Source organism: Cyclobacterium sp. SOCE241, from assembly GCF_056867545.1.
Genome location: NZ_CP149779.1, coordinates 1,664,127 through 1,684,844, shown reverse-complemented (window position 1 = coordinate 1,684,844; position 20,718 = coordinate 1,664,127). Strand labels below are relative to the sequence as shown.

At 38.3% G+C, this 20,718-nt stretch carries 22 protein-coding genes and 1 pseudogene; all 23 read left to right on the top strand.

The window, feature by feature from the left end; genetic code table 11:
* Positions 1–20 precede the first annotated feature (20 nt).
* Positions 21–449: a phage tail protein gene (locus WG932_RS08225; RefSeq protein ID WP_014022733.1), complete on the top strand. Its 429-nt coding sequence runs from the start codon at positions 21–23 to the stop codon at positions 447–449.
* A gap of 2 nt (positions 450–451) precedes the next feature.
* Complete coding sequence (locus tag WG932_RS08220) at positions 452–715, top strand: phage tail protein (protein WP_483087608.1); 264 nt, start codon at positions 452–454, stop codon at positions 713–715.
* Positions 696–890: a phage tail protein gene (locus WG932_RS08215; protein WP_483087607.1), complete on the top strand. Its 195-nt coding sequence runs from the start codon at positions 696–698 to the stop codon at positions 888–890. The genes WG932_RS08220 and WG932_RS08215 overlap by 20 nt, the downstream gene beginning before the upstream one ends.
* A gap of 91 nt (positions 891–981) precedes the next feature.
* A complete protein-coding gene (locus WG932_RS08210) occupies positions 982–1,038 on the top strand; it encodes a hypothetical protein (protein WP_483088602.1) in 57 nt (18 codons plus the stop codon).
* 5 nt (positions 1,039–1,043) lie between these two features.
* Positions 1,044–1,742: a CIS tube protein gene (locus WG932_RS08205; protein ID WP_149392833.1), complete on the top strand. Its 699-nt coding sequence runs from the start codon at positions 1,044–1,046 to the stop codon at positions 1,740–1,742.
* A gap of 9 nt (positions 1,743–1,751) precedes the next feature.
* Positions 1,752–3,473 carry a type VI secretion system tip protein VgrG gene (vgrG, locus tag WG932_RS08200; protein WP_483087606.1) on the top strand — a complete coding sequence of 574 codons (1,722 nt, stop codon included), beginning with the start codon at positions 1,752–1,754 and terminating at the stop codon, positions 3,471–3,473.
* A gap of 7 nt (positions 3,474–3,480) precedes the next feature.
* Positions 3,481–3,774, top strand: coding sequence for a PAAR domain-containing protein (locus WG932_RS08195; RefSeq protein WP_014022728.1), 294 nt, complete (start codon positions 3,481–3,483; stop codon positions 3,772–3,774).
* Positions 3,775–3,788: 14 nt separating this feature from the next.
* Positions 3,789–4,199 (top strand): GPW/gp25 family protein, encoded by a 411-nt coding sequence (locus WG932_RS08190; protein ID WP_014022727.1) that lies wholly within the window; start codon positions 3,789–3,791, stop codon positions 4,197–4,199.
* A gap of 229 nt (positions 4,200–4,428) precedes the next feature.
* Positions 4,429–4,776 (top strand): hypothetical protein, encoded by a 348-nt coding sequence (locus tag WG932_RS08185; RefSeq protein WP_483087605.1) that lies wholly within the window; start codon positions 4,429–4,431, stop codon positions 4,774–4,776.
* Entirely contained in the window at positions 4,736–5,119 is a 384-nt protein-coding gene (locus tag WG932_RS08180; protein ID WP_483087604.1) for a hypothetical protein, read from the top strand. The genes WG932_RS08185 and WG932_RS08180 overlap by 41 nt, the downstream gene beginning before the upstream one ends.
* A gap of 107 nt (positions 5,120–5,226) precedes the next feature.
* Positions 5,227–7,392: a hypothetical protein gene (locus WG932_RS08175; RefSeq protein WP_483087603.1), complete on the top strand. Its 2,166-nt coding sequence runs from the start codon at positions 5,227–5,229 to the stop codon at positions 7,390–7,392.
* A gap of 3 nt (positions 7,393–7,395) precedes the next feature.
* On the top strand, positions 7,396–7,935 hold the full coding sequence (locus WG932_RS08170) for a hypothetical protein (RefSeq protein WP_483087602.1): 540 nt from the start codon (positions 7,396–7,398) through the stop codon (positions 7,933–7,935).
* Entirely contained in the window at positions 7,932–8,690 is a 759-nt protein-coding gene (locus WG932_RS08165; RefSeq protein ID WP_483087601.1) for a hypothetical protein, read from the top strand. The genes WG932_RS08170 and WG932_RS08165 overlap by 4 nt, the downstream gene beginning before the upstream one ends.
* Positions 8,684–10,078, top strand: coding sequence for a hypothetical protein (locus WG932_RS08160; protein WP_483087600.1), 1,395 nt, complete (start codon positions 8,684–8,686; stop codon positions 10,076–10,078). The genes WG932_RS08165 and WG932_RS08160 overlap by 7 nt, the downstream gene beginning before the upstream one ends.
* Positions 10,079–10,089: 11 nt before the next feature.
* Positions 10,090–12,222, top strand: a complete 2,133-nt coding sequence (locus WG932_RS08155; protein ID WP_483087599.1) for a hypothetical protein — start codon at positions 10,090–10,092, stop codon at positions 12,220–12,222.
* A gap of 53 nt (positions 12,223–12,275) precedes the next feature.
* A complete protein-coding gene (locus WG932_RS08150) occupies positions 12,276–12,602 on the top strand; it encodes a hypothetical protein (RefSeq protein ID WP_483087598.1) in 327 nt (108 codons plus the stop codon).
* A gap of 384 nt (positions 12,603–12,986) precedes the next feature.
* Positions 12,987–13,613 carry a contractile injection system tape measure protein gene (locus WG932_RS08145; protein WP_483087597.1) on the top strand — a complete coding sequence of 209 codons (627 nt, stop codon included), beginning with the start codon at positions 12,987–12,989 and terminating at the stop codon, positions 13,611–13,613.
* 231 nt (positions 13,614–13,844) lie between these two features.
* Positions 13,845–14,459: a contractile injection system tape measure protein gene (locus WG932_RS08140; RefSeq protein ID WP_483088601.1), complete on the top strand. Its 615-nt coding sequence runs from the start codon at positions 13,845–13,847 to the stop codon at positions 14,457–14,459.
* A 10-nt stretch (positions 14,460–14,469) separates the two neighbouring features.
* Positions 14,470–15,227, top strand: a pseudogene (locus WG932_RS08135) (eCIS core domain-containing protein); the annotation flags it as partial.
* 135 nt (positions 15,228–15,362) lie between these two features.
* Positions 15,363–16,319 carry a peptidoglycan-binding domain-containing protein gene (locus WG932_RS08130; protein ID WP_483088600.1) on the top strand — a complete coding sequence of 319 codons (957 nt, stop codon included), beginning with the start codon at positions 15,363–15,365 and terminating at the stop codon, positions 16,317–16,319.
* Between the two features lie 64 nt (positions 16,320–16,383).
* Positions 16,384–17,205: an eCIS core domain-containing protein gene (locus WG932_RS08125; RefSeq protein ID WP_483087596.1), complete on the top strand. Its 822-nt coding sequence runs from the start codon at positions 16,384–16,386 to the stop codon at positions 17,203–17,205.
* 47 nt (positions 17,206–17,252) lie between these two features.
* Positions 17,253–19,850: a DUF4157 domain-containing protein gene (locus tag WG932_RS08120; RefSeq protein WP_483087595.1), complete on the top strand. Its 2,598-nt coding sequence runs from the start codon at positions 17,253–17,255 to the stop codon at positions 19,848–19,850.
* Positions 19,851–19,859: 9 nt separating this feature from the next.
* Positions 19,860–20,567 carry a tetratricopeptide repeat protein gene (locus WG932_RS08115; protein ID WP_483087594.1) on the top strand — a complete coding sequence of 236 codons (708 nt, stop codon included), beginning with the start codon at positions 19,860–19,862 and terminating at the stop codon, positions 20,565–20,567.
* Positions 20,568–20,718: the final 151 nt, after the last annotated feature.

Genomic DNA, 20,718 nt, shown 5'->3' with positions numbered 1-20,718 from the left:
CTTTTAAATGTAATAATATCATGAGTTATCCATTATCTAAGTTTCATTTCTCCGTTGATTGGGGAGGAACAATAATAGGTTTTACAGAAGTTTCTGGTCTTGATGTGGAAACGGAAGTAATAGAATACAGGCATGGTGCTAGCCCTGAATACAGTAAGATAAAAATGCCCGGACTTCAGAAGTACAGCAATATTACTCTGAAAAGCGGGACTTTCGCCGGGGATAATGAGTTTTATGAGTGGTGGAATACGGTTAGTTTGAATCAAATAGAGCGTAGAGACATCACCATTAAGTTATTAAACGAAGAGCATGAACCGGTCGTCACATGGAAGGTTAAAAATGCTTGGCCAACCAAGATCCAATCTACCGATTTGAAAGCAGATGGCAATGAAGTGGCTATCCAGACCATGGAGTTGGTGCATGAAGGCTTAAGCATACAAAATGATTAACAATGGCTGATAACTATCCGTATGTTAGCTTTCATTTTAAAGTCTCTATTGCAGGATTGGAGGATACAGAAGACAGCTATTTTCAATCTGTGTCAGGCTTGGATGTAAGTATGGATACTGAGGAATATGCAGAAGGTGGAGAAAATAGGTTCAAGCATAAACTACCTGTAAAAACCAAATACTCCAACTTGATTTTAAAAAGGCTTAGCCGGTTCTACCGGCTTAACCGACTGGTTCAAGGAATCTATGGAGAATTTCAATTTTGAGTTGAAGACCATCACCATAGATTTGTTAAATGAGAAACATGAACCTTTGATTACGTGGAATGTAGTCAATGCATTTCCGGTAAAATTAGCCATTGAGCCCTTCAATTCGATGGAGAGCAAAATGGCCATAGAAAGCATGGAATTTTCTTACCAATATTTTACAAGAATCAACTAATGGCAATCAATATCAAAGAGATGCATATCAAATTCCATGTGGAAGAAGCAGGGAAAGCAAAAAAAGTGAAGGTGTGGACAAAGAAAAGGTTGTGGCAGAATGCGTTGAACAGGTGATGGAAATCCTTAAATCCAATAAAGAAAGGTAAATATTATGAGTGAAGGGAAATTAGAAAAACTTAAGTTGATCGCTTATAGCGATCCTGAATTCAGTGAAAAAGTAGCTGATGGAGAGTTTTCCACTTTGCTTAATCCGGAAAAATATGCCTATCAATATAAAATTGAGCAAAATGAGGATCAAGCACCAGGCACCAGTGCTGCTCCCATCAAATTTAATAAAAAGCTTCCTGAGGAACTCGATTTAGAATTTCTTTTTGACAGAACAGGAATAGTCAAAGGAAAGGAGAAAGCTGAAGATGGGATAATCGATGATATCGAACATTTTAAAAAGGTGGTTCTTAACTACAATGGTGAGGAACATAAGCCGAATTATGTAATGATTTCTTGGGGTAGTCTTTTATTTAAAGGCAGTTTAGTGGAAATGACAGTGGAGTTCAAACTTTTTAGGCCTGATGGCACTCCACTGAGGGCGGTAGCCAAGGCAAAGTTTAAAGGTTTTGTTGAGGATGATTTAAGGGTGGCAAAGGAAAACAGAAGTTCCCCGGATTTAACCCATTATAGAATAGTCAAGGCAGGAGATAATTTGCCTTTGATGACGCAAAAAATTTATGGGGATCCTAAATATTATTTAGAAGTGGCTAGGGTTAATAATATGGTTAATTTCAGAGATTTGAAGCCCGGACAAGCCATTTATTTTCCGCCCATTGAAAAGCAGGGTTCTCCCTCAAATTAAAAGATACAAATGATAGATATTGGAGATATAGTTACGGTTACTGTTAAGGTTTCAGGGAGTGAATTGCCTGATACAGTTCAAATAATTAATGTGCTAGTTCATAGAGAATTTAATAGAATTCCGTATGCGAAAATAGTGATGTTGGATGGAGATCCTTCTTCAGGTAATTTTCCACTTAGCAATGAGGCCACCTTACTTCCCGGCAGCGAAATTGAGATATTAGCAGGATACAATGCTGAAATGGTAACGATTTTTAAAGGAACAATATTGAATCACAAAATTAAGATTAGGGATAGGGGAGCAGTTTTGGTAGTTGACTGTAAGGATAAGGCTTTTAAGATGGCAAGTAATCGAAAATCCGGTTACTTCTATGATTTAAAAGACAGTGATTTAATAGAGGAATTAATAAGCAGAAATGGTCTTGAAGCATCAGTCTCTACCAGCAATTATACTCATCCTGAGGTAATACAATATCAGTGTTCTGATTGGGATTTTCTTGTTGCCAGAGCACAAGCCAATGGCATGGTGGTAAATGTAGAGAATGGAAAAATTCATGTAACCAAACCTGATCCTGAACAGAGTAGCATCAGGACTGTACAGTACGGAGTGGATATTATGGAGTTTGATGCCGAAATGGATGGAAGGAATCAAGTTCCAGGAGTTACATCTTTTGGTTGGAATCCTACTGATCAAGAAATGATAAAAGTTGAAGCCAATAAACCAGGCTTTAATCTCAATGGAAACCTTTCTCCGGATGAGTTGGCAGGCATGATGGCACTAGACCCCGTTGACCTCAAAAATGGAGGAAAAATAGCCGATGCTCTATTACAAGATTGGGCAGATAGCAAATGGATGTTTCAGCAGCTTGCCAAAACCAGAGGGAGGGTGAAAATTCAAGGAAATTCAGAACCTGTTCCAGGCCAATGTCTGTCCCTGTCCGGGGTTGGGAATCGATTTTCAGGTAATACTTTTGTTTCAGGTGTGAGGCATCAGATTGCCGAAGGCAATTGGACCATGGATGTGCAATTTGGGATGGATCCGGAATGGTTTACTGAGCAATTTTCCATTGACTCCCAACCTGCTTCAGGGTTACTGGCAGCAGTAAAAGGTTTGCAAGTAGGTCTAGTTTCACAGTTGGAAGGTGACCCTGATGGGGAGGATAGGATCATGGTAAAGTTTCCTGTGATCAATGCAGATGAGCAGGGGGTATGGTGCAGATTAAGTTCCCTAGATGCAGGGAAGGAACGTGGCTTTGCATTTCGACCTGAAATCGGAGACGAGGTAATCATAGGCTTTATCAATGAAGATCCCAATCAAGGGGTGGTTTTGGGGATGTTGCACAGTAGTAGCCACCCTAGTCATTTGGAGCTTTCTGATGACAATCATCAAAAAGGTTATGTTTCTCGATCAGGCATAAAGGTAATGTTTGACGATGATTTGAAAAAGTTGGAGATGGAGACTCCTGCAGGAAAGAAAATTGTGATGGACGAAGATGGAGATTCCATAAACATTACGGATGATCATGGTAATTCCATTACCATGAATGGAGAGGGGATTGTGATGGAAAGCGGGTCGGATATGACCATCAAAAGTACAGGTGATATCAATATTGAAGGAGTTAATATAAATATTAAATCTCAAGCTGAATTAAAAGCTGAAGCAAGTGCTGCTGCTACATTGTCAAGTAGTGGTACCACCACTATTAAAGGATCATTGATACAAATTAACTAACAATAGTATGGGAATGCCGGCAGCAAGAATTACAGATATGCATGTTTGTCCGATGGTAAGTCCGGGAGGCGTACCACATGTGGGAGGGCCAATCTTACCTCCCGGAGAAGCTACCGTTTTGATTGGTGGAATGCCAGCCGCCAGGGTTGGAGATATGGCAACTTGTACCGGTCCTCCGGATACCATTGTAGCAGGATCGTCCACTGTATTAATCGGCGGAATGCCAGCAGCTAGAATGGGAGATAGCACCACCCACGGCGGGTCTATTGTGGCAGGTTTGCCTACAGTACTTATTGGTTGATAAAGAATAAAGTTATGGAAGATGATTTAGATTTCTTAGGGAAAGGTTGGAGTTTTCCACCAACTTTTGATAAAGATTCAGCTTCAGTAAAGATGAGTTCTGGGCTTATAGATATCCAGGAAAGTTTATGGATCCTGTTGTCGACCAGATTGGGAGAAAGGGTAATGCAACCTAAATATGGTTGTCAGCTAGATGAGTTGCAGTTTGAAAACTTAAACCGTACTACCATAACCTATATATCCGAGCTGATTCGGACAGCTATTTTATATCATGAACCAAGAATAGAAGTAGAAAAGATTGAAATCCTTGAAGAAGAAATGGTTTCTGGAAAAGTGTTGATAAAGTTAAATTATTTGGTTAGAAGTACCAATTCAAGAATGAATATGGTCTATCCTTACTACTTGAATGAAGGAACATCAATTTAGTATATATGCAGCCGGATAATCTAAACATATTAAAAGTTTTGTGGAGGAAAGGCACCTCCCAAGCAATGAGAATCAATCCTGCACTTGATCCATCAACATTAAAGTTAATGGATTTGGAGCTGGGTGACTGGCTGCTCTTTGCCAATAATTTTGCTAGATTCATTCCCTTTTTCCGGCAGACACTTCAAAGGTTACCATAGACAATTGGCAGCTTTTTTTTAATGATTTATTGGAAGAAGGAAATTTGCCCGAGAAAGGAACTTTTGCCTATGCAAAATTATTGCAATCGATTCATGATAAACTGGAATTTTTTGAACAACAGGGAAGCTTAAAGCCTCAGTTGACCTTGCTAGTAGCTTTTCTGAAGCTTTTAGAAAATTCTAGTCATAGCCTGAATAATCTTACAAAAAGACACTTAGACTTTTATTATAAGAAGATTTTGCGCTTCTCAAAATTAGCGGCAGTACCTGATTCCGCCTTTCTTGTCATAGAAAGTGGCAAGGGGACAAAACCAATTTTGACTAAAGGGACCACATTTGACGGGGGTAGATGCCAATGGAAAAAAACGAACCTATAGCTTAGAATATGACTTTATCCCCAACCTTGCTCAAGTTAGTCAATTAAAAAATCGATACATTGACTTCAACCGGAAGAAAATAAAGGTGAGCCAGATTGCCAATTCTCTTGATGGAAGAGGGGAAAGATTTATAGATGAAAATCATGGTTGGTGGCCTTTTGGACACCCTCTAGCAAATGCTAATTATCCTGAATTACAAGATGCTTCATTCGGATTTGGGATTTCTTTGGCATCATTGTGGGCTTCGGCTGACTCAGATAAGTATTTAAGTTTTTTGTTTACGTTTAAAAAAACTTACCATTTTCAGGTACCGCTTCTGATATTCATCAGCTTTTCTCCGTAGATTATACTGGGGAGAAAGGTTGGGTTTCCCTTTCTCCAAGTGCTCATCCGGAAAAAGACAACTTTAAATCTAGTATATCGGGAAAGCAACTGAAAATTGTCTTTTTTGTGGGTAAGTCCCAACCTGCTATAGTAAATCAAGAAGAGAAGATTCATGGCAATATTAAAGGGAAAGGTGCCCCATTGATATGGTTTGATATATTATGCAATTCTACCAAAGCCTTTCAATGGATAAAGGGAATTGGAGAGACACCGCTTCAAAACCTTAGTATTCACACTAGTTACAGTAATATTAATACACCAATAATAGAGTCAGATTTAGGAGTCTTAAACCCTGAAAAACCTTTTCAACCCTTTGGAAGTATTCCTAAAAAAGGAAGCAGTTTCTATGTCAAGTATCCGGAATGGGAAAAGAAAAATCCTAAAAAGGTGACCCTTAGTGGGAAATGGGCAAATACTCCTGAAGACTTCAAAGAATGGTATTATAGCTATAGAGACATGGGCAACCAATACCTTAGTAAAGACAATTATTTTTCACAACATTTTGTGGCCAATGCAAGTTTGGATCAACCAATCAAATCCTTTTTACTACAACCTACAGGTTTTAGAGCCCCCTTACTTGAAAGTAAAATCATTGTCAATCCTGATCCGGATAACCTAATTGTCAAAAGCAATAATCACTTCAAAGCCAGCCTTTCATTAAAGGAATACCAAGGGTGGAAGGCCAAGTTGGCGGAAGAGGTTTTATTTGAAGAGGATGGAGATGGGTTCAAAACCAGTTTTGATATATTACCCGAAGGAGGAAGCTCTCATCTAGAGCTTAAGGAAGGAATTAAAATAACCTTATTGCAATCTTTTCTCTCTGAAATGTATCCTAGGATTTATGCCTTGGCTATGTCCAGTGATCAACCTGAGACCCCAATCCCCAATGAACCTTATATTCCTCTATTGGAAAATATGTTGGTAACGTACGAGACTGATGAACAATTTAACTTTAACAGCTCCAATGAATTAGATTTACAATTATTTGTTAGGGATGATTTTGGTTGGTACGAAGAAAATAAAAATAGTAAAACAGCTTTGACGCACACACCTGACAATGAATTGTATGCTTTTCCTGTCTCACAATCAGCCGGTGAAATGTTTATTGGAATTTCAGGCCTAGTTCCATTCGAACAGCTTTCGTTGTTGATTCAGGTGCTAGAAGGTAGTGAAAACCCCTCTCAAAATATGGGAGGTGAAGAAGAGGGGTTAAAATGGTCGGTGTTAGCCGGTAATTATTGGCTGGAGCTAAAAAGGGAACATATTATTTCAGACCAGACAGATAACTTGCTCAAATCAGGAATCATCACTTTCTCTTTACCTGAAGAATCATTTTCCTCGCACGAGAGAATGGATAAGGCATTGGTTTGGATTAAGGTAAGCTCAACAAAAGTATTCAATGCTACCAGTCGTGTAATGGGGGTTTATGCCCAAGCCATTGAGGTAGTTTTGGTCGACAATGAAAATGAATTGAGTCATTTAAAGGAAGGCTTGCCTGCCCAAAGCATCAATAAAATGATAACAAGAAAAGCAGGAGTTAAAGGTGTAAGCCAACCTTACAATTCTTTTGGAGGAAAAGCAGCTGAACAAGATAATCAATTTTATATCAGAGTGAGCGAAAGGTTACGGCACAAAAACAGAGCAGTTTCGTTGTGGGATATAGAGCATCTTGTATTACAAACCTTCCCTCAAGTATATAAAGTCAAATGTCTTAACCATACCTGTTCAAGTTCTTTTTTATCCCCCGGTCATTTGATGGTTTTGGTAATCCCTGACACCATCAATAAAAATGTTTATGATATCTTTCAACCTACTTTTAGCTCAGCCAAACTCAATGAGATAGCAAGTTTTTTAGCGGAGAAAGCTGCACCAAGACTTGCAATTAAAGTGGTTAATCCACTTTATGAAGAGGTAAGGGTTAGGCTTCAAGTAACCTTTTACCCGGGGTTAGATAAGGCTTTCTTTATGAATCAGTTAGAGAAGGATATCATAAATTACCTTTCACCATGGACAAGTGGAGAGAAGCTCGCTATAGATTTCAACAGTCATTTCAATAAAAGTAGCTTGGTTTACTTTATTGAGAAGTTGAGTTATGTTGACTTTATTCAAGAACCAAGAATATTTAGAAACAATGTAGAGATGGGCAAAAACATTCTACCAAGTAGCCCCATGCATGTATTGGTGGCAGCAAAGTCTCATGATATTTCAGTTTATGCCCCTATTAGTGATTGACAAATGATGGATCAAAACACATATCGTCCCATTTCCAAAGATGTTCATTCGAAAGATGACCTGGACTTTCATTTTCTCAAAGAAGAGGGGATAAAGGTTATTCAGCGATTAGGAAATAAACTTTGGACGGATTACAATACTCACGATCCAGGTATTACTATTTTAGAAATTTTAGCCTATGCAATTACAGACCTTGGTTATAGGCTTACCCTGCCTGTAGAAGATTTATTGCTTGGAAATGATAAATCCAATTATCTTAATAAACATTTTCATTTGGCCTCAGATGTTATGCCATGCAAGTCCTTGACTGAATTGGATTACCGTATGCTATTTATGGACATAGAAGGTGTCAAAAATATTTGGCTTGAGCCTTATGAGAAAGAAGTTTTTATGGATTGCAAAAACCTAAAGATGGCTTATGAACCTGCAATATGGCAGGGGATTCCGGAGCGGGATAAAAAGTCATTTGAGTTAAAAGGTCTCCATAAAATATTGGTTGATGCCTCAGACGAAATTCCATTTGAACAAATTAGAAAGGGGTGATTCGGTCATATCATCAGAATAGAAATTTATGCGAAGACTTGGTAGAAGTGGTTCCTGTAGAAGCTCATCCAATTCAGGTTTGCGCCATAATTGATTTGAGTCTTGATGCAAATGAAGAGTTGATTGCTGCAACAATTGAATGGAAAATAGAGCAATACTTTTCGCCGAATCTACATTTTTACTCTTTTGAAAATATGCTGGATAAGGGGTATTCTGCTGATGAAATATTGGAGGGGCCTTATTTAAAACACGGCTATTTAGATCCGAAAGAAATGCGGGCTGCTAAACTTAGAAATACAATCAGCCAATCTGATATTATTCAATTGATTATGGATATTGATGGCGTGGAATCCATAAGGGATTTAAGCATCAACCATTGTGACGAATCTCATTCTTTCAATGGCTGGGTAATTGAGATCCAGGAAGGTAAAAAACCGGTGCTATGTAATAAAAGTAAGTTTAATTTTTATAAAGGATTGCTACCTCTTAATGTTAACCAGGGAACTGTATCGAGTTACAAAAAAGACATTGTTAATCAAAATAGGGAAGAACAATATGAGACCAAGGAGAAAGGTTTTTCATTACCTGAACCTTATGATTACTCACTTGAAAATTATACCAGTATAAGGAATGATTTCCCTGAAGTATATGGTGTAGGCCCTTTAGGAATTCCCGAGAGTGCCAAAGGTATTGGACGCCAAGAGAAAGCCAATCAATTGAAGGCTTACTTAACTTTTTCGATCAGATTTTGGTAAGCTATTTTAAGCATTTAGGCCAAGTCAAAAATCTTTTATCTGTTTTTGACAGCCAGGAGAGAACTTATTTTACTGGTAAAGTAGCCGACATAGGAGATCATCAAGAGTTTTTAGGTGAGTTTTATGATGCAGGAAACTTGTATGAAGACCTTATGGCTCCCTTTGATGAACGTAATAAAAGAAGCCAACAACTTAAAGACCACCTTTTGGCGCGATTTGGAGAAAAATTTTCAGACTATGCCTTTCTAATGAAAAAAATTTATGGCTCTGGTGTGGATGAACAAGTGTTGGAAACAAAATCCTATTTCTTAAAAGAGTACGGAAACATTAGTGCTGAGCGTGCCACAGCCATGAACTATTATAGGCAATCACCAAAAAATTTGTGGAATACTACTAATGTTTCAGGCTTTGAAAAAAGGGTAGCTTTATTGGTAGGGATAAAGAATTATTTGAGAAAAAACCTTTCCAAGTCTTTTGTTGAGATTTTCCCTACAACTAACTCAGAAGGAGAGTCAGTTTTTAAATGGAGAATTTTTGATATTGATAATAATGTCCTTTTAAATTCCAACAAATCATACAAGGGTAGAACTGCTGCTCACAAAGATATCTACCTTGTGATTCAACAAGTTAATGCTGTTTCTCTCGAAATGATTGTCACAGCGCTTGGTCAATTTGAAGATATACCTGATGAAGGTTTTTATTTCGCTTGTTTTCAAGTGAATATTACAGCTTCAGGAAGATTTTCATTTGGTATAACTGATCCCGAAATTGATGATTTGGATAGTCCGGACTATATAATTGCAAGTCAACAGAAATTCTTTACCTTTCCTAATTTCAAGAATGCACTGGTGAACTTTAAAACATTTATGACTGAGCACATGGATGATGAAGGAATGTTTGTAGTCGAGAATATTTTGTTAAGACCCGATTTCAATGAGAAAAACCCTGAAAACCTGCACTTTCTTCCTTTTTGCAAAGACGATTGTGGAGAAGGAAATTGCTTGGACCCTTATTCTTATAGACTCACTATTGTGCTTCCGGGCAATTCCTTTAGGTTCGCAGATAGGGATTTTAGGGATTTTCTTGAAAATTTAATCAGGGAAGAATTGCCTGCCCATATTTTAGCCAAAATTTGCTGGATAGGAAGGGCCAACATCGGGGACTTAGGGCAGGAAGATCAAATGAGCCCTTTCGAGCAAGCATATGCCAATTTTCTTTCCGGTCTTTCAGCTGGAGATTTCCAATACCACGAAGAATTTATAAAAATATTATCTGAATTGCATTCTATATATCCAACTGGTACACTGTATAACTGTGAGGATGAAGACGAAAGTAATGCAATGAGGGATACCATAATTTTAGGAAGATCTAATTTAGGAACCATTTAATCCCGTAGGCCATGTCAAATAAACTAAGTTCCGTAACCTACCAATACAGAAATTATAAGCCTGATCAGGTGCTTACACATACCCAGCTAAATGAGACCATTGCTTATTTTGAAGACCAAAATAGGTTGTCTCGGGTGGCCCTTACCGGGGTGGGCATCATTCATGGTTTGACTATAGCCAAGCGGGCTACTGAAACAGGGGACCAATTTGTGGTCCACCAAGGAGTAGGGATAACCACAGATGGTGATTTGATCGTACTTCACAAGCAACTGTCAGAAGAGCAGCCTAAAGAGAATATTATCTCTATAGAGGAATTGTCATTTACCCATTTTAGGGTGTTTTCTGACGAAAAAGCAAAATATTCTCCTTATTTCTATGAGGATGAGGAACAAATACCTATCTGGGAATTTTGCAATGAAGAAGATAATGATGCCCTACCATTGGCTGAACAGGAAAATTGGGAGAACATGAATTTTTTGGTTTACCTGGAGAGCTACCCCAAAAGTGAAGATATTTGCGGCGATATCAATTGTGATAATCAAGGAATAGAACAGGTTTCCAAATTACGTTTTTTAATGTTAGAAAATGAAAGGATCCAAGGTTTGGTAAACCAAGATGAGATTTTATCTAAAAGTTTGGGGATTCAGCAGCTTATTGGAGAATTGTCTCCAATCCAATTCATGAAGGTGGTTCACAATGGCCAAAATACAACAAGTTTATCACAAATTGACAAACTATACAGCGCGGCTTTAGAAAATGGCAATACTTTGGAGGATTTGGGTAAAGGACTACATCTTATTATTGAAGGTTTTGGCTCAATCCTGGAACAAGATGAGGATACAATAAACTTAATTGAAATATATAATGAACATGTTATAGAAATTTTTAAAAATCCTTCAGAGGATTACAACTTCTTTCAATACCGATATCAGTTGGCCAAAGACCTTGTAAACACCTACAATGAGCTAATAATAGCAATAAAAAAGTTTGATTATTTTCCTAATCCAAAAATAACGCCATTTCCAAAGCACCTACTTCTAGGGAAATTGGATGGTTCAGGATTTCGCCATAATTTTTATAGATCACCTGCATTGGGCAGCTTTGAAAAGGGGAAAAAAGGCATCAATTCTTTAATTAAAAAATTGATTGCTTTATTAAGATCTTTTGAAATTAAAGTAGACCAAGGTTTGAGGATTATACCGAATGGAAAGCGGAAGCACAATGATATTTTTCCTTCCATACCATTCTACTATGTTAACAACGAGGTTTTAATACAAAATTGGGGCTTAGCAGCGGAAGTTATTAGTTTTTATTACGGGATGGGAAATAACCCATTGCTGCTAGAATATGATGGGGTCGATAGTTATTTGATAGGTGGGCATTTGGGCATGGAAGGGGAAGATACCTTTCAAGCCATTCAATCAATGGTAAGTCAGTTTGGGTTGGAATTCAAAGTCTATCATTTTGATCTATCAGTAAATCAGAATGAGCTTAAAAAGCTTTTTAAAGATCACCCTGCTTGTACTTCCACTGGAGGTGTTCCGAAAGCCGGTACCTATATCTTGCTGAGTCAAGAGAACAAAGTATTTGCTGACCTTTCATTGCCTTATCGAATAGTGGATGAAAGCGGGCTGATTGGGTCCAGTCACATTAAAGTAGCAGCTTGTAGTTATCCTTGGATCAGTTCTTTAAAATATCTCAACAACTTATCTAGGAGCATAAAAGGCTCAGTTAGAAGATCGGGTATCCAACCTAGAAATTATCGTTTGGTTGTTAACAGCTATAGTATTAATGAAAATCCACTAATTACAGGTGCGGTAACTCTTGAAATTCCATTTGAAGAAATCCATAAAAGAAGAATGCATGCCATCACTGAAGCCTTGAATGAAAGGTTTCCCAAAGGTTTGGTGTTTGATTTTGATGAGTCTTTAAAGCGATTGGTTATTACTCGTCCTTATGATGACGAATTCAAGATTAGTTTTTCTGACAATACTTTAAGTATAAACTCTCCTTCCTATACCTACACTCAGGAAGGTATGGAGAAATCGGATAAGACCTATAGAATTGATTCAATCCGCTGTGAAGAGTTAAAAAATACAGAGAAAGTACTTATGTACAACTGCAAAACGAATTTGCTCCCATAGAAAAAGATGATGATTATGGAGCTTATACCGGCAAATGGAAACTTTGGTATGAATTGATAGATGATTTGATGACGGATTCGAGGTTTACTGGAGAAAATAAACCAAGGATTCCGCAAAGTATAGAAGATCTTCCCAGTTCAGTTTCGAGAATTATCGCTCGAGTACAGCGAAGTCTAGAAGGGTCTCAAATACCTCACGATCTTTATTTAACAGGTGATTGGGTAAATGGAAGTTGGGCCAGTATAGAAATGATTAATGAATACAAAGATTCTACCAACACCAATGATACAATTTTTAGGTTTTTAAATTTGAGGAGTAGTCTTCACAAAAAGACCAGGCTACAAAAGCATCGCTTGTCGTGGTTTTGGATAGGGAGATAGATAGGGAGAGAATGGTAACAACACTTAGTCCTTTTACGGAGTTGGTAGATGTTTACATTGAGGTTCCAGCTGTAAGAAATCAGCCACGAAACATAGACACAGTTATTAAGCTTAAACTATAGGACATGAAAAAGGACCAATCATACAAATTCCGGATGATGATTGGTCCTTTATGGGCTTCTTTCCTATTCCACAAACTTTAATCTCTAATCTAGTAGTATAAGCGACTCAAAAGTGATGTAAACAACACGTAACGAACGCAAACTTCTAAACATTTTGACTTAATCGACTGCTTCCTATTCCATACTTATTGCCAGTAAAATCAACTTTGTCTTGCGACTTAGCGATTAGAAATATAATAAAATAATTGAAATAAAAAAATTCATGAAGGAAATCGGCGATCATTTTATAGAAAAAATTTCTGTCGATATATATTCCAAATCTGTGGAGAATGCCAAGTCCATAGAAAAAAATATTGACGCTTTTATAACGGAATATATAATTCCCTCTGTCGAAAAATACCTTGATGAACTGGAAAAGGAATTGCATTACGCTTCCATTCAAATTCCAAATATTAGTATCTCATTGGATCTTATGGAAGAGGATTTTTCAGATCTCAAATTTGTTCAACAGGCATTTATAAATCAATTTAAAAAAGCAATATCAGAATCAATCTCCACCAATGCCCAAAATGATTTCAAAGGTAAACAGGATGGTGATCCCATGCAACAAAGTTGGGTGGAGGAATCTTTGTCAAAAGTTAGTCGTGAAGGAAACCTGACTTTTAATTCAGCTGAAAACACGTTGAAATCGTGGATCTACTTTTTGGAATATGGAAGTCTTCCTTGGTGGTATAGTGTAAACCAAGCAAAAGAAAATTTCACTTGGAAAAGAATCAGCACCTTATTAAATAACCCTTTAGATAAGGAAGGGTTGCTTAAAAGGTTCCAACATTCTTCCTTTTTGAAAGAGTACTTAGCCAATATTCAAACGAGGATATCAGTCAACTGATTTGGATGTTAATAGAGAAAAATGCTTTAATAGATAAATCACAATATGGTCAAATTTTAGAAAGATTGGATAATGAACTAAAGATTAGTTTCTTTAGGTTGATCCTAGGATTAAGTTTGAAAAAAATATTGAATGAAAGAGAATATATTGTATTTCAAGTTTATTATTCTAAAGTCATTACGTCAAAGAGGGAAATAGTAGAGAAAATCTTCAGAGAAGTCATAAAATTTGATGATATTAAAGGTAGAAAAAGTAACACCTGTGGTGTACGAATTTTTAGAAGGAAACAATGTTTTCACCGGTGAGTTACCGGCTATGAAAAAAGAGAGGGAGGTTACACCCGAGGATTCTATAGATGCCTACTATATAAGCAATGCAGGTCTTATTTTACTGCATCCCTTTTTAAAGGCATTTTTTATTGATTGCCAATTGATGGATGAGAATGCCAATATAGTTGATAAAGATTTGGCAGTCCACACGTTGCATTTTCTATCTACAAAAGAGGAAAGAGCATTTGATTTTGAATTAGTATTTGAAAAATACCTGATAGGTTTAAGCCCGGAGATAACTGTAGCTAGGGAGGTAAAAATCTCCAATGAGATTAAAGAAAAAACCGAAAAACTAATTTTGGCCTTGAAAGAAAACTGGAAAAGGTTAGGGAATACAGGTATAGATACCATTCGAAATGAATTCATTAAAAGGGATGGTAAACTGGTGATTGAAGAACAATCAAATCGCTTATTTGTGGAAAGAAAAGTACAAGATATTTTGCTGGACAGTATTCCTTGGAATATTTCTTTGGTAAAACTTCCTTGGCAACATAGACATTTGTTTGTAGACTGGTAACAACATTCTTATGAAAAGACATGGTTTTAGAAAGTCATCGGTAGGTTTGATAAATCCCACATTTCAAAGCAAAGAAGGCAATGGTTTTTTTCGTCGACAAGGGGATAGAAAGGAGGCATTAATTCCAAATGTAGCCAATGAACATTTTTTTGATCCCATTTTACAAAGCGCAACTGAAGAAAAAGAATCAGCGGAAGCGGTACAGAAAAAGGGTGAGGATGAGAATAAGGTAAACAAGAAGGAAAATACCGAGGAAGAAATAAAAAAACAAGAAGTCTCGGAAGAAGATTCGGTGCAAAAGGTTGAAGAGGAAGAAGCTGTTCAATCCAAAACCAAAGAGGAGGAGGGTTTGCAAAAAGTAGCAGAAGAAGAACAAGTAAGTGCTTCGAGTGAAGAAGAAGAGGCTGTCCAACAAATGTCGGAAGAGGAAGCAGCGGTCCAGTCCAAAACAGAAGAAGAAGAAGGTGCTTTACAAGCAAAAAACGATGAAGAAGGCATTCAAGCAAAGGAAGAAGAATCGAAGGTGATTAATACGAGACAAAGTCAGGCGGATAGCATAGAAAGCACACTATACCAAGAAAAAGGTAAAGGCATGGGCATGGCTCCCGATATCAAACAAAAGATGGAGAATAGTTTTGATTCAGATTTCAGCAAAGTTAGAATTCACACAGGAAAAAAGCTCAAATGATGTGTGAAAAGATCCAAGCAAAAGCCTTTACCCATGGATTTGATCTGTTTTTCGGTCAGGGTCAATACCGTCCGGATACCAAGGCAGGAAAACATTTATTGGCCCATGAGCTTACGCATACCATACAGCAGAAAGGTAAAGTAAAGAAGGCAATACAATCAAAATTAAATGATGGACACGATTTTCATCCCACAAGTAGATTTTCTGCGAATGAAATGCTTGAAGATATTTTTGATAATAATGCAGTTTTGAAAATAGGCTCTAGCGGTACTGCAGTGATGTTATTGCAACATGCCTTAATTGGCTTAGATTATCGTTTACCTACATTTGGTGCAGATGGCTCTTTTGGTGGGGAAACAAGCAGAGCTGTAAAAGCTTTTCAAGCAGATATGGGTTTAACAGTGGATGGAATTGTTGGAAGAAATACAATTAGATACCTTGATAGGCTTGATAGAGGAGTGGAAGTAGCAGTGCCTGAATTACCGATTACCATTGATACAAAAATCAACTTAAACAATGTAATTGCACAAGCAGGAGCAATTCCCTCTACCTCATTAAGCCCCGTAGATATGGGGAGAGTATTTCCTGAAAATATTGAGGTTAGATTAAAATTGGTAGATGACGGGCTAATGTGGCACCCGATAATTATCGGATTAACAGGTCATTATTCGGTTCAAACACGGTTGCTTCCGGGAATGAAGGAAGTCACAGGGCCTGGAGGAAACACAACAGAAGAAAATTATTGTGCTCAAATTAAGGATTTAAATAGTATGGCACTTTCAAAGGTAGATTGGTTTATGGAAGATGTGGTTTTAGCCCATGAAAGATTTCATGCCTCTAAAATACGAAGTGCTTTAATTTCACCACTTGTAATTAAACCTTTAGAAAAGTCAATAACTGATTTGGCATTTCAAAAAAGTAGCATGGCATTCAGTGAACAGATTGCTGAAGTGATGTTAAGATTGGATAAAAGGTTTGATGAGGCAGTTTTTGAAGCAGAAATTGCTTGGACAGATCAATTTATTAGCCTTATAAAAAATGACCATGGAGACCCTAAGGGAACCGGTCCTGCATATAGGGAAGGTAAAAAAATCGCAATGCCAATGATTAATAAAATTAGAAAGCATGCCAAAGCAAACAATTGGTCTTCATGCCCTCATGGCATGACTTGAGATGCAAAGGGTTTCGAATAATTTTTGAAATGTAGTCAAAAAATGAATTGATGTAAGCAGTTGTATGAGCCACTTTAGTTCCAAATCTAAAACCAGTAGAGGGCATACCTCTCAAAGTCAGCCTGACCGATTTTTTCAGGCCAAATTAACGGTTGGACAGCCCGGTGATCAGTATGAGCAAGAAGCTGACGCCATGGCGGACAAGGTGGTGCAAGAAAAGGCTCAAGAAGATAATATTCAGTCTCAAGAAAAAACGAATATTCAAACACAGCCAATTGCAGAAAAGGTGACACCATTCGTTCAAAAAAATTCTATTAATCATCAAGTTCAGGCCAATGAAGACGGAGAAGAACAACTTTCTAAGGAAGCGATAGAGGACGAAAGTGAGGAAGTTGTTCAAATGAAACAAGAAGAATCGGCTGCTCCACCTCCTGGGTTTGAAAAAGAGCTGGAGCAGAATAACGGTGGTGAATCAATGGATCAGGAGATACTTTCAGGAATGGAGGGGTCATTTGGTGCTGATTTTAAGGATGTAAGGGTTCATACAGATAGCAAAGCAGTCCAAATGAGTCAAGCAGTTGGTGCGCATGCCTTTACGCATGGAAATGATATTTATTTCAATGAAAATCAATACCAGCCCAATGAGCGCTCCGGGAAGCATCTTTTAGCTCATGAGTTGACCCATACGATTCAACAAGGTAGTAGTCCGGCCATACAGAACAGTACGATTCAAAAGGAAGGCGATGAGGAAGCAGCTCCCGAAATGGAAGGAGAAACAGGGATTTTGGATGAAAGTGCAAAGACCATAACTTTCGACAGTATACCAATTCCAGGGTTTAAGCTTCAGGAACATAGGGGAACTTTGTTTAGTGGTAAGGCCCCCTAAAGAGGAAAAACAATTATTTACGAGGTAATACCAATCAAAGAGAAGGGGTGTGGCAGACAGAAATCAATACAGAGAACATTACCAATAGGCTTAATACACTATATGAAAATCATCACAAAACCCCTCCTACAGCCGATACAACACATGTGTTTAAAGCTAACACAAATGGGAGAGGAGTAAAACCAACATATATTGGAAGTGCAGATGTAATTTCTAAAGAGTTGACTACTCCTGGATGGGGGAAAGATAAAAATTATAGAAACTTTCATGTAGATCATATAGTAGAATTACAATTGGCTAACTGGAATACAGCAACTTGGCCAAATACCCTTGAAAACATGGAATTATTGGATGCCAGTAAAAACACATCAAGTGGCTCCGTAATTAAGGGTCAAATAACGGAAAAACTTAATGTATTTAGAGAAAGACACGGCGCTCAATATCCCGGTGGTGATGCCACCTTTAAAAATAATTATACCTTGGTTTTTAACCGGGCAGAGGCCTTAGCTGGAGGAGATGGGAATGCCACCGAAAACGAATTTTGGACCAAAACCCAAATAGAAAGCGGAGATCATCTGGAGCCCATTGAAGTTGGGAATTTAGCGGACATAGGTAAAGATGGAGAAGTGCGTATTTTCCCCAATCAATCCGGTGGGATAAGTAAAAAGTTTGTTTGGACCGGAGAGGGTAGCAGGTTGGGCAGTTCTGAAAAGACCTGGTTAGGTAATCCTTTCAGAATTACTGCCAAACAATTTGTTACTGAGGGTGAAAATGTAGAGAATACAGAAAATCTTGGAAGTATTTCTGTAAACATACCTTCTTCAGACAAAACGTGGGCTCCGTGGGCAGAAGACAAAGTTTTTCCAGTCAAACGCTATCCCGGTTCTAAATATGCAGGATACCTTACTAAACAATCGATTAAGTCAGGTTTGTATGGGTTACGAATTAAGAAGGCAAGTCCTGTGGAAATCCTTGAGTTGGACTTATTGCCAACAGGGATAGAGGCTTATGGTCAAATATTGCCCAGTATTCCTATTTTCGAGGGCAGCCCTATTGAACTCTTTATTTCCAATGGAGAGATTCGCGTTTCTAAAACCTTTGCCATTGAGGAAATAAATGTTCCTGCCCCTTTTGAGATCAGTGATAGTTCATTGACAATTTTTGCAAGTTCCAGAAATGGCTTAGGGTTGACCGGTCAAACAAATTTTGCTATCAATCAGGTAGGCGAAGGTCATATTAGTGCTACAGCTTCTACAGCCTCAGGGTTTGCATTGGAAGGGGCTTTTAATTTTGATTCTGAATTGTTTGATCCGGCGGAGATCAATATGGAATACAAGGAAAATATCTGGACTATTGGTGGAGAGATAGGAATTCCGGAGGGCAAATTAAGGGGGATAAAATCTGCCACCATTACTGCCAGTTATAGTGAGAATAATTTTTCAGCCACAGGAGAAGCACAATTGGATGTTCCGGGGGTAGAGCGTGGTAATATGGCCTTTAACTTTGGGGAAGATGGTTTTTCTTTCAGTGGTGATTTTAACCTAAACAGTGATATACCTGGCATCACCGGAGGGAATATAGCTGCTAGGGTTGCCAAGCCTGCAGGTGCAGAGAATTATGAAATAATGGTATCTGGTACTGCCAATCCGGATATCCCGGGAATTTCAACCACCCTTTCGGTTACTTATGAAAATGGAGCCTTGACCATTGAAGGCTCAGCTGCTTATAGCCGTGGTATGCTTAGTGGAAGCATAGAAGTTGGGGCAACCAACCGTGCCATTGGTGAAGATGGCCAACCCGCAGGCGATCCGGATGAAACCATGCGTGTGTATGGCGGAGGAGAGTTAACTCTTCAACTTACTCCCTGGCTCGCAGCTACAGCAGGTGTAAAGCTGTTACCCAATGGGGAAATAGAGGTAACAGCAAGGCTTGCTTCTGAAAGTTATGAAGTATTTCCAAGAAAGGAGTTCAATAGAAATTTGTTTAGAGCGCCAACCATCGAAATCCCTTTGTTTGCTATACCTATTGGCCCAAGGAGTATAGGGTTGGTAGCTCAAATTGGTGGGGGGTTGGATTTTACCGCGGGCTTTGGTCCGGGAGAACTCAGAGAGATATCAGCGGAAATTACCTATAATCCTGAAAGGGAAGACGAAACTACCATTAGCGGACATGGGGAGTTTGCCATCCCGGCAGATGCAGGACTTACTTTAAGAGGCGACTTGGGCTTAGGTGTCAGCGTAGCCATTGCTAGCCTTACCGGTGGGATAGAATTAACAGGGGAGCTAGGTTTAGAGGGAGAAGCGGCAGCAGAAGTAGATTTAAATTGGGGACCCCAAACAGGCTTGTCTTTAGATGCCACCGGGAGGATAACCGTAAATCCTAAGTTTATCTTTGAAGTGAATGCTTTTGCAAGAGCAAGTCTTGGGGTAGGGCTCTTGTCCGTGTCGGAAACTTGGCGTCATAATTTAGCTGGTTTTGAATGGGGGCCTGACATTCAATTTGGATTGGTTTTTCCTGTCAATTATCGAGAAGGGGAAGCTTTTGACATGTCTTTTGATGACATTGAAGTGATTTATCCTGACTTGGATATCGCCAATATGGGAAAAGGACTCGCCCGAGATATAAAAAATGATTTATTCGATTAAATGAGTATTATGGAAAAAGAGAAGGCAGTAGCTTTAAACAATGAGGGTGCCAGGCATTTTTTAAATCAGTCCTTCGTGAAAGCAGAGGAATGCTACCTAAAAGCCTACGCTATAGACCCCGACAATATCTCTTTATTAAATAACATGGGGCTATTTTATCTGCAACAAAAATCCATAAGCAAAGCCATAAACTATTTTGAAAAAGCAATAGCAATAACTGTAAAACCTCATTTTTTAGTTAATCTAGGGAATGCCCTGTCCATGGATGGCAATTATGAGCTGGCTTGGAAAAAGTACTTAGAAGCCAGTGAGCGTTTTCCTGAACATGAAAATGCAAAGGTTAGTATGGCCAAATTGGCCACACATATAGGTAAATTGGATCAAGCGGTTCATCTATATCAAAGCATTTTAGAATCCAATCCAAGTGAAAAACATAAGGTTCAGCTGGTAAAGGTTTATATGAAAATAAAGGCTTGGGAAAAAGCCATCCAATTGTTAAATACCTTGGATTTTGATGGTGGGGAAGGGGAGTTATGGTTTTTAGTGGGACAATGTGAATTGCAGTTGAAAAATTTCGGATTGGCCCTAAATTATTTTAAATCCGCGTTAGCGGAAGAACCAGATAATACTAGCTTTCGACATTATTTGGCCATTACTTACCTTGGTATGGGGAATGTGGAGGATGGATTGGATCAATTGAAAAAAATGAACGCCTAGCTCCGGAAAATCCTGCCATATTAACAGATATAGGTATAGTTTATTTAAGTAAAGGAGATGTAGAAACAGCCTCAAATTATCTCAAAAAGGCATTGAATATTGCTCCGGATTTAAAAAGCCTTGTATTACAAGTCCCAAATGAATTCTGCTC

What these genes read in the sequence shown, in the direction of transcription:
- WG932_RS08225 (WP_014022733.1), top strand. Translation starts at nt 21, where the DNA reads ATGAGTTATCCATTATCTAAGTTTCATTTCTCCGTTGATTGGGGAGGA.
- WG932_RS08220 (WP_483087608.1), top strand. Translation starts at nt 452, where the DNA reads ATGGCTGATAACTATCCGTATGTTAGCTTTCATTTTAAAGTCTCTATT.
- WG932_RS08215 (WP_483087607.1), top strand. Translation starts at nt 696, where the DNA reads ATGGAGAATTTCAATTTTGAGTTGAAGACCATCACCATAGATTTGTTA.
- WG932_RS08205 (WP_149392833.1), top strand. Translation starts at nt 1,044, where the DNA reads ATGAGTGAAGGGAAATTAGAAAAACTTAAGTTGATCGCTTATAGCGAT.
- vgrG (WP_483087606.1), top strand. Translation starts at nt 1,752, where the DNA reads ATGATAGATATTGGAGATATAGTTACGGTTACTGTTAAGGTTTCAGGG.
- WG932_RS08195 (WP_014022728.1), top strand. Translation starts at nt 3,481, where the DNA reads ATGGGAATGCCGGCAGCAAGAATTACAGATATGCATGTTTGTCCGATG.
- WG932_RS08190 (WP_014022727.1), top strand. Translation starts at nt 3,789, where the DNA reads ATGGAAGATGATTTAGATTTCTTAGGGAAAGGTTGGAGTTTTCCACCA.
- WG932_RS08170 (WP_483087602.1), top strand. Translation starts at nt 7,396, where the DNA reads ATGATGGATCAAAACACATATCGTCCCATTTCCAAAGATGTTCATTCG.
- WG932_RS08155 (WP_483087599.1), top strand. Translation starts at nt 10,090, where the DNA reads ATGTCAAATAAACTAAGTTCCGTAACCTACCAATACAGAAATTATAAG.
- WG932_RS08145 (WP_483087597.1), top strand. Translation starts at nt 12,987, where the DNA reads ATGAAGGAAATCGGCGATCATTTTATAGAAAAAATTTCTGTCGATATA.
- WG932_RS08140 (WP_483088601.1), top strand. Translation starts at nt 13,845, where the DNA reads ATGATATTAAAGGTAGAAAAAGTAACACCTGTGGTGTACGAATTTTTA.
- WG932_RS08130 (WP_483088600.1), top strand. Translation starts at nt 15,363, where the DNA reads ATGCTTGAAGATATTTTTGATAATAATGCAGTTTTGAAAATAGGCTCT.
- WG932_RS08125 (WP_483087596.1), top strand. Translation starts at nt 16,384, where the DNA reads ATGAGCCACTTTAGTTCCAAATCTAAAACCAGTAGAGGGCATACCTCT.
- WG932_RS08115 (WP_483087594.1), top strand. Translation starts at nt 19,860, where the DNA reads ATGGAAAAAGAGAAGGCAGTAGCTTTAAACAATGAGGGTGCCAGGCAT.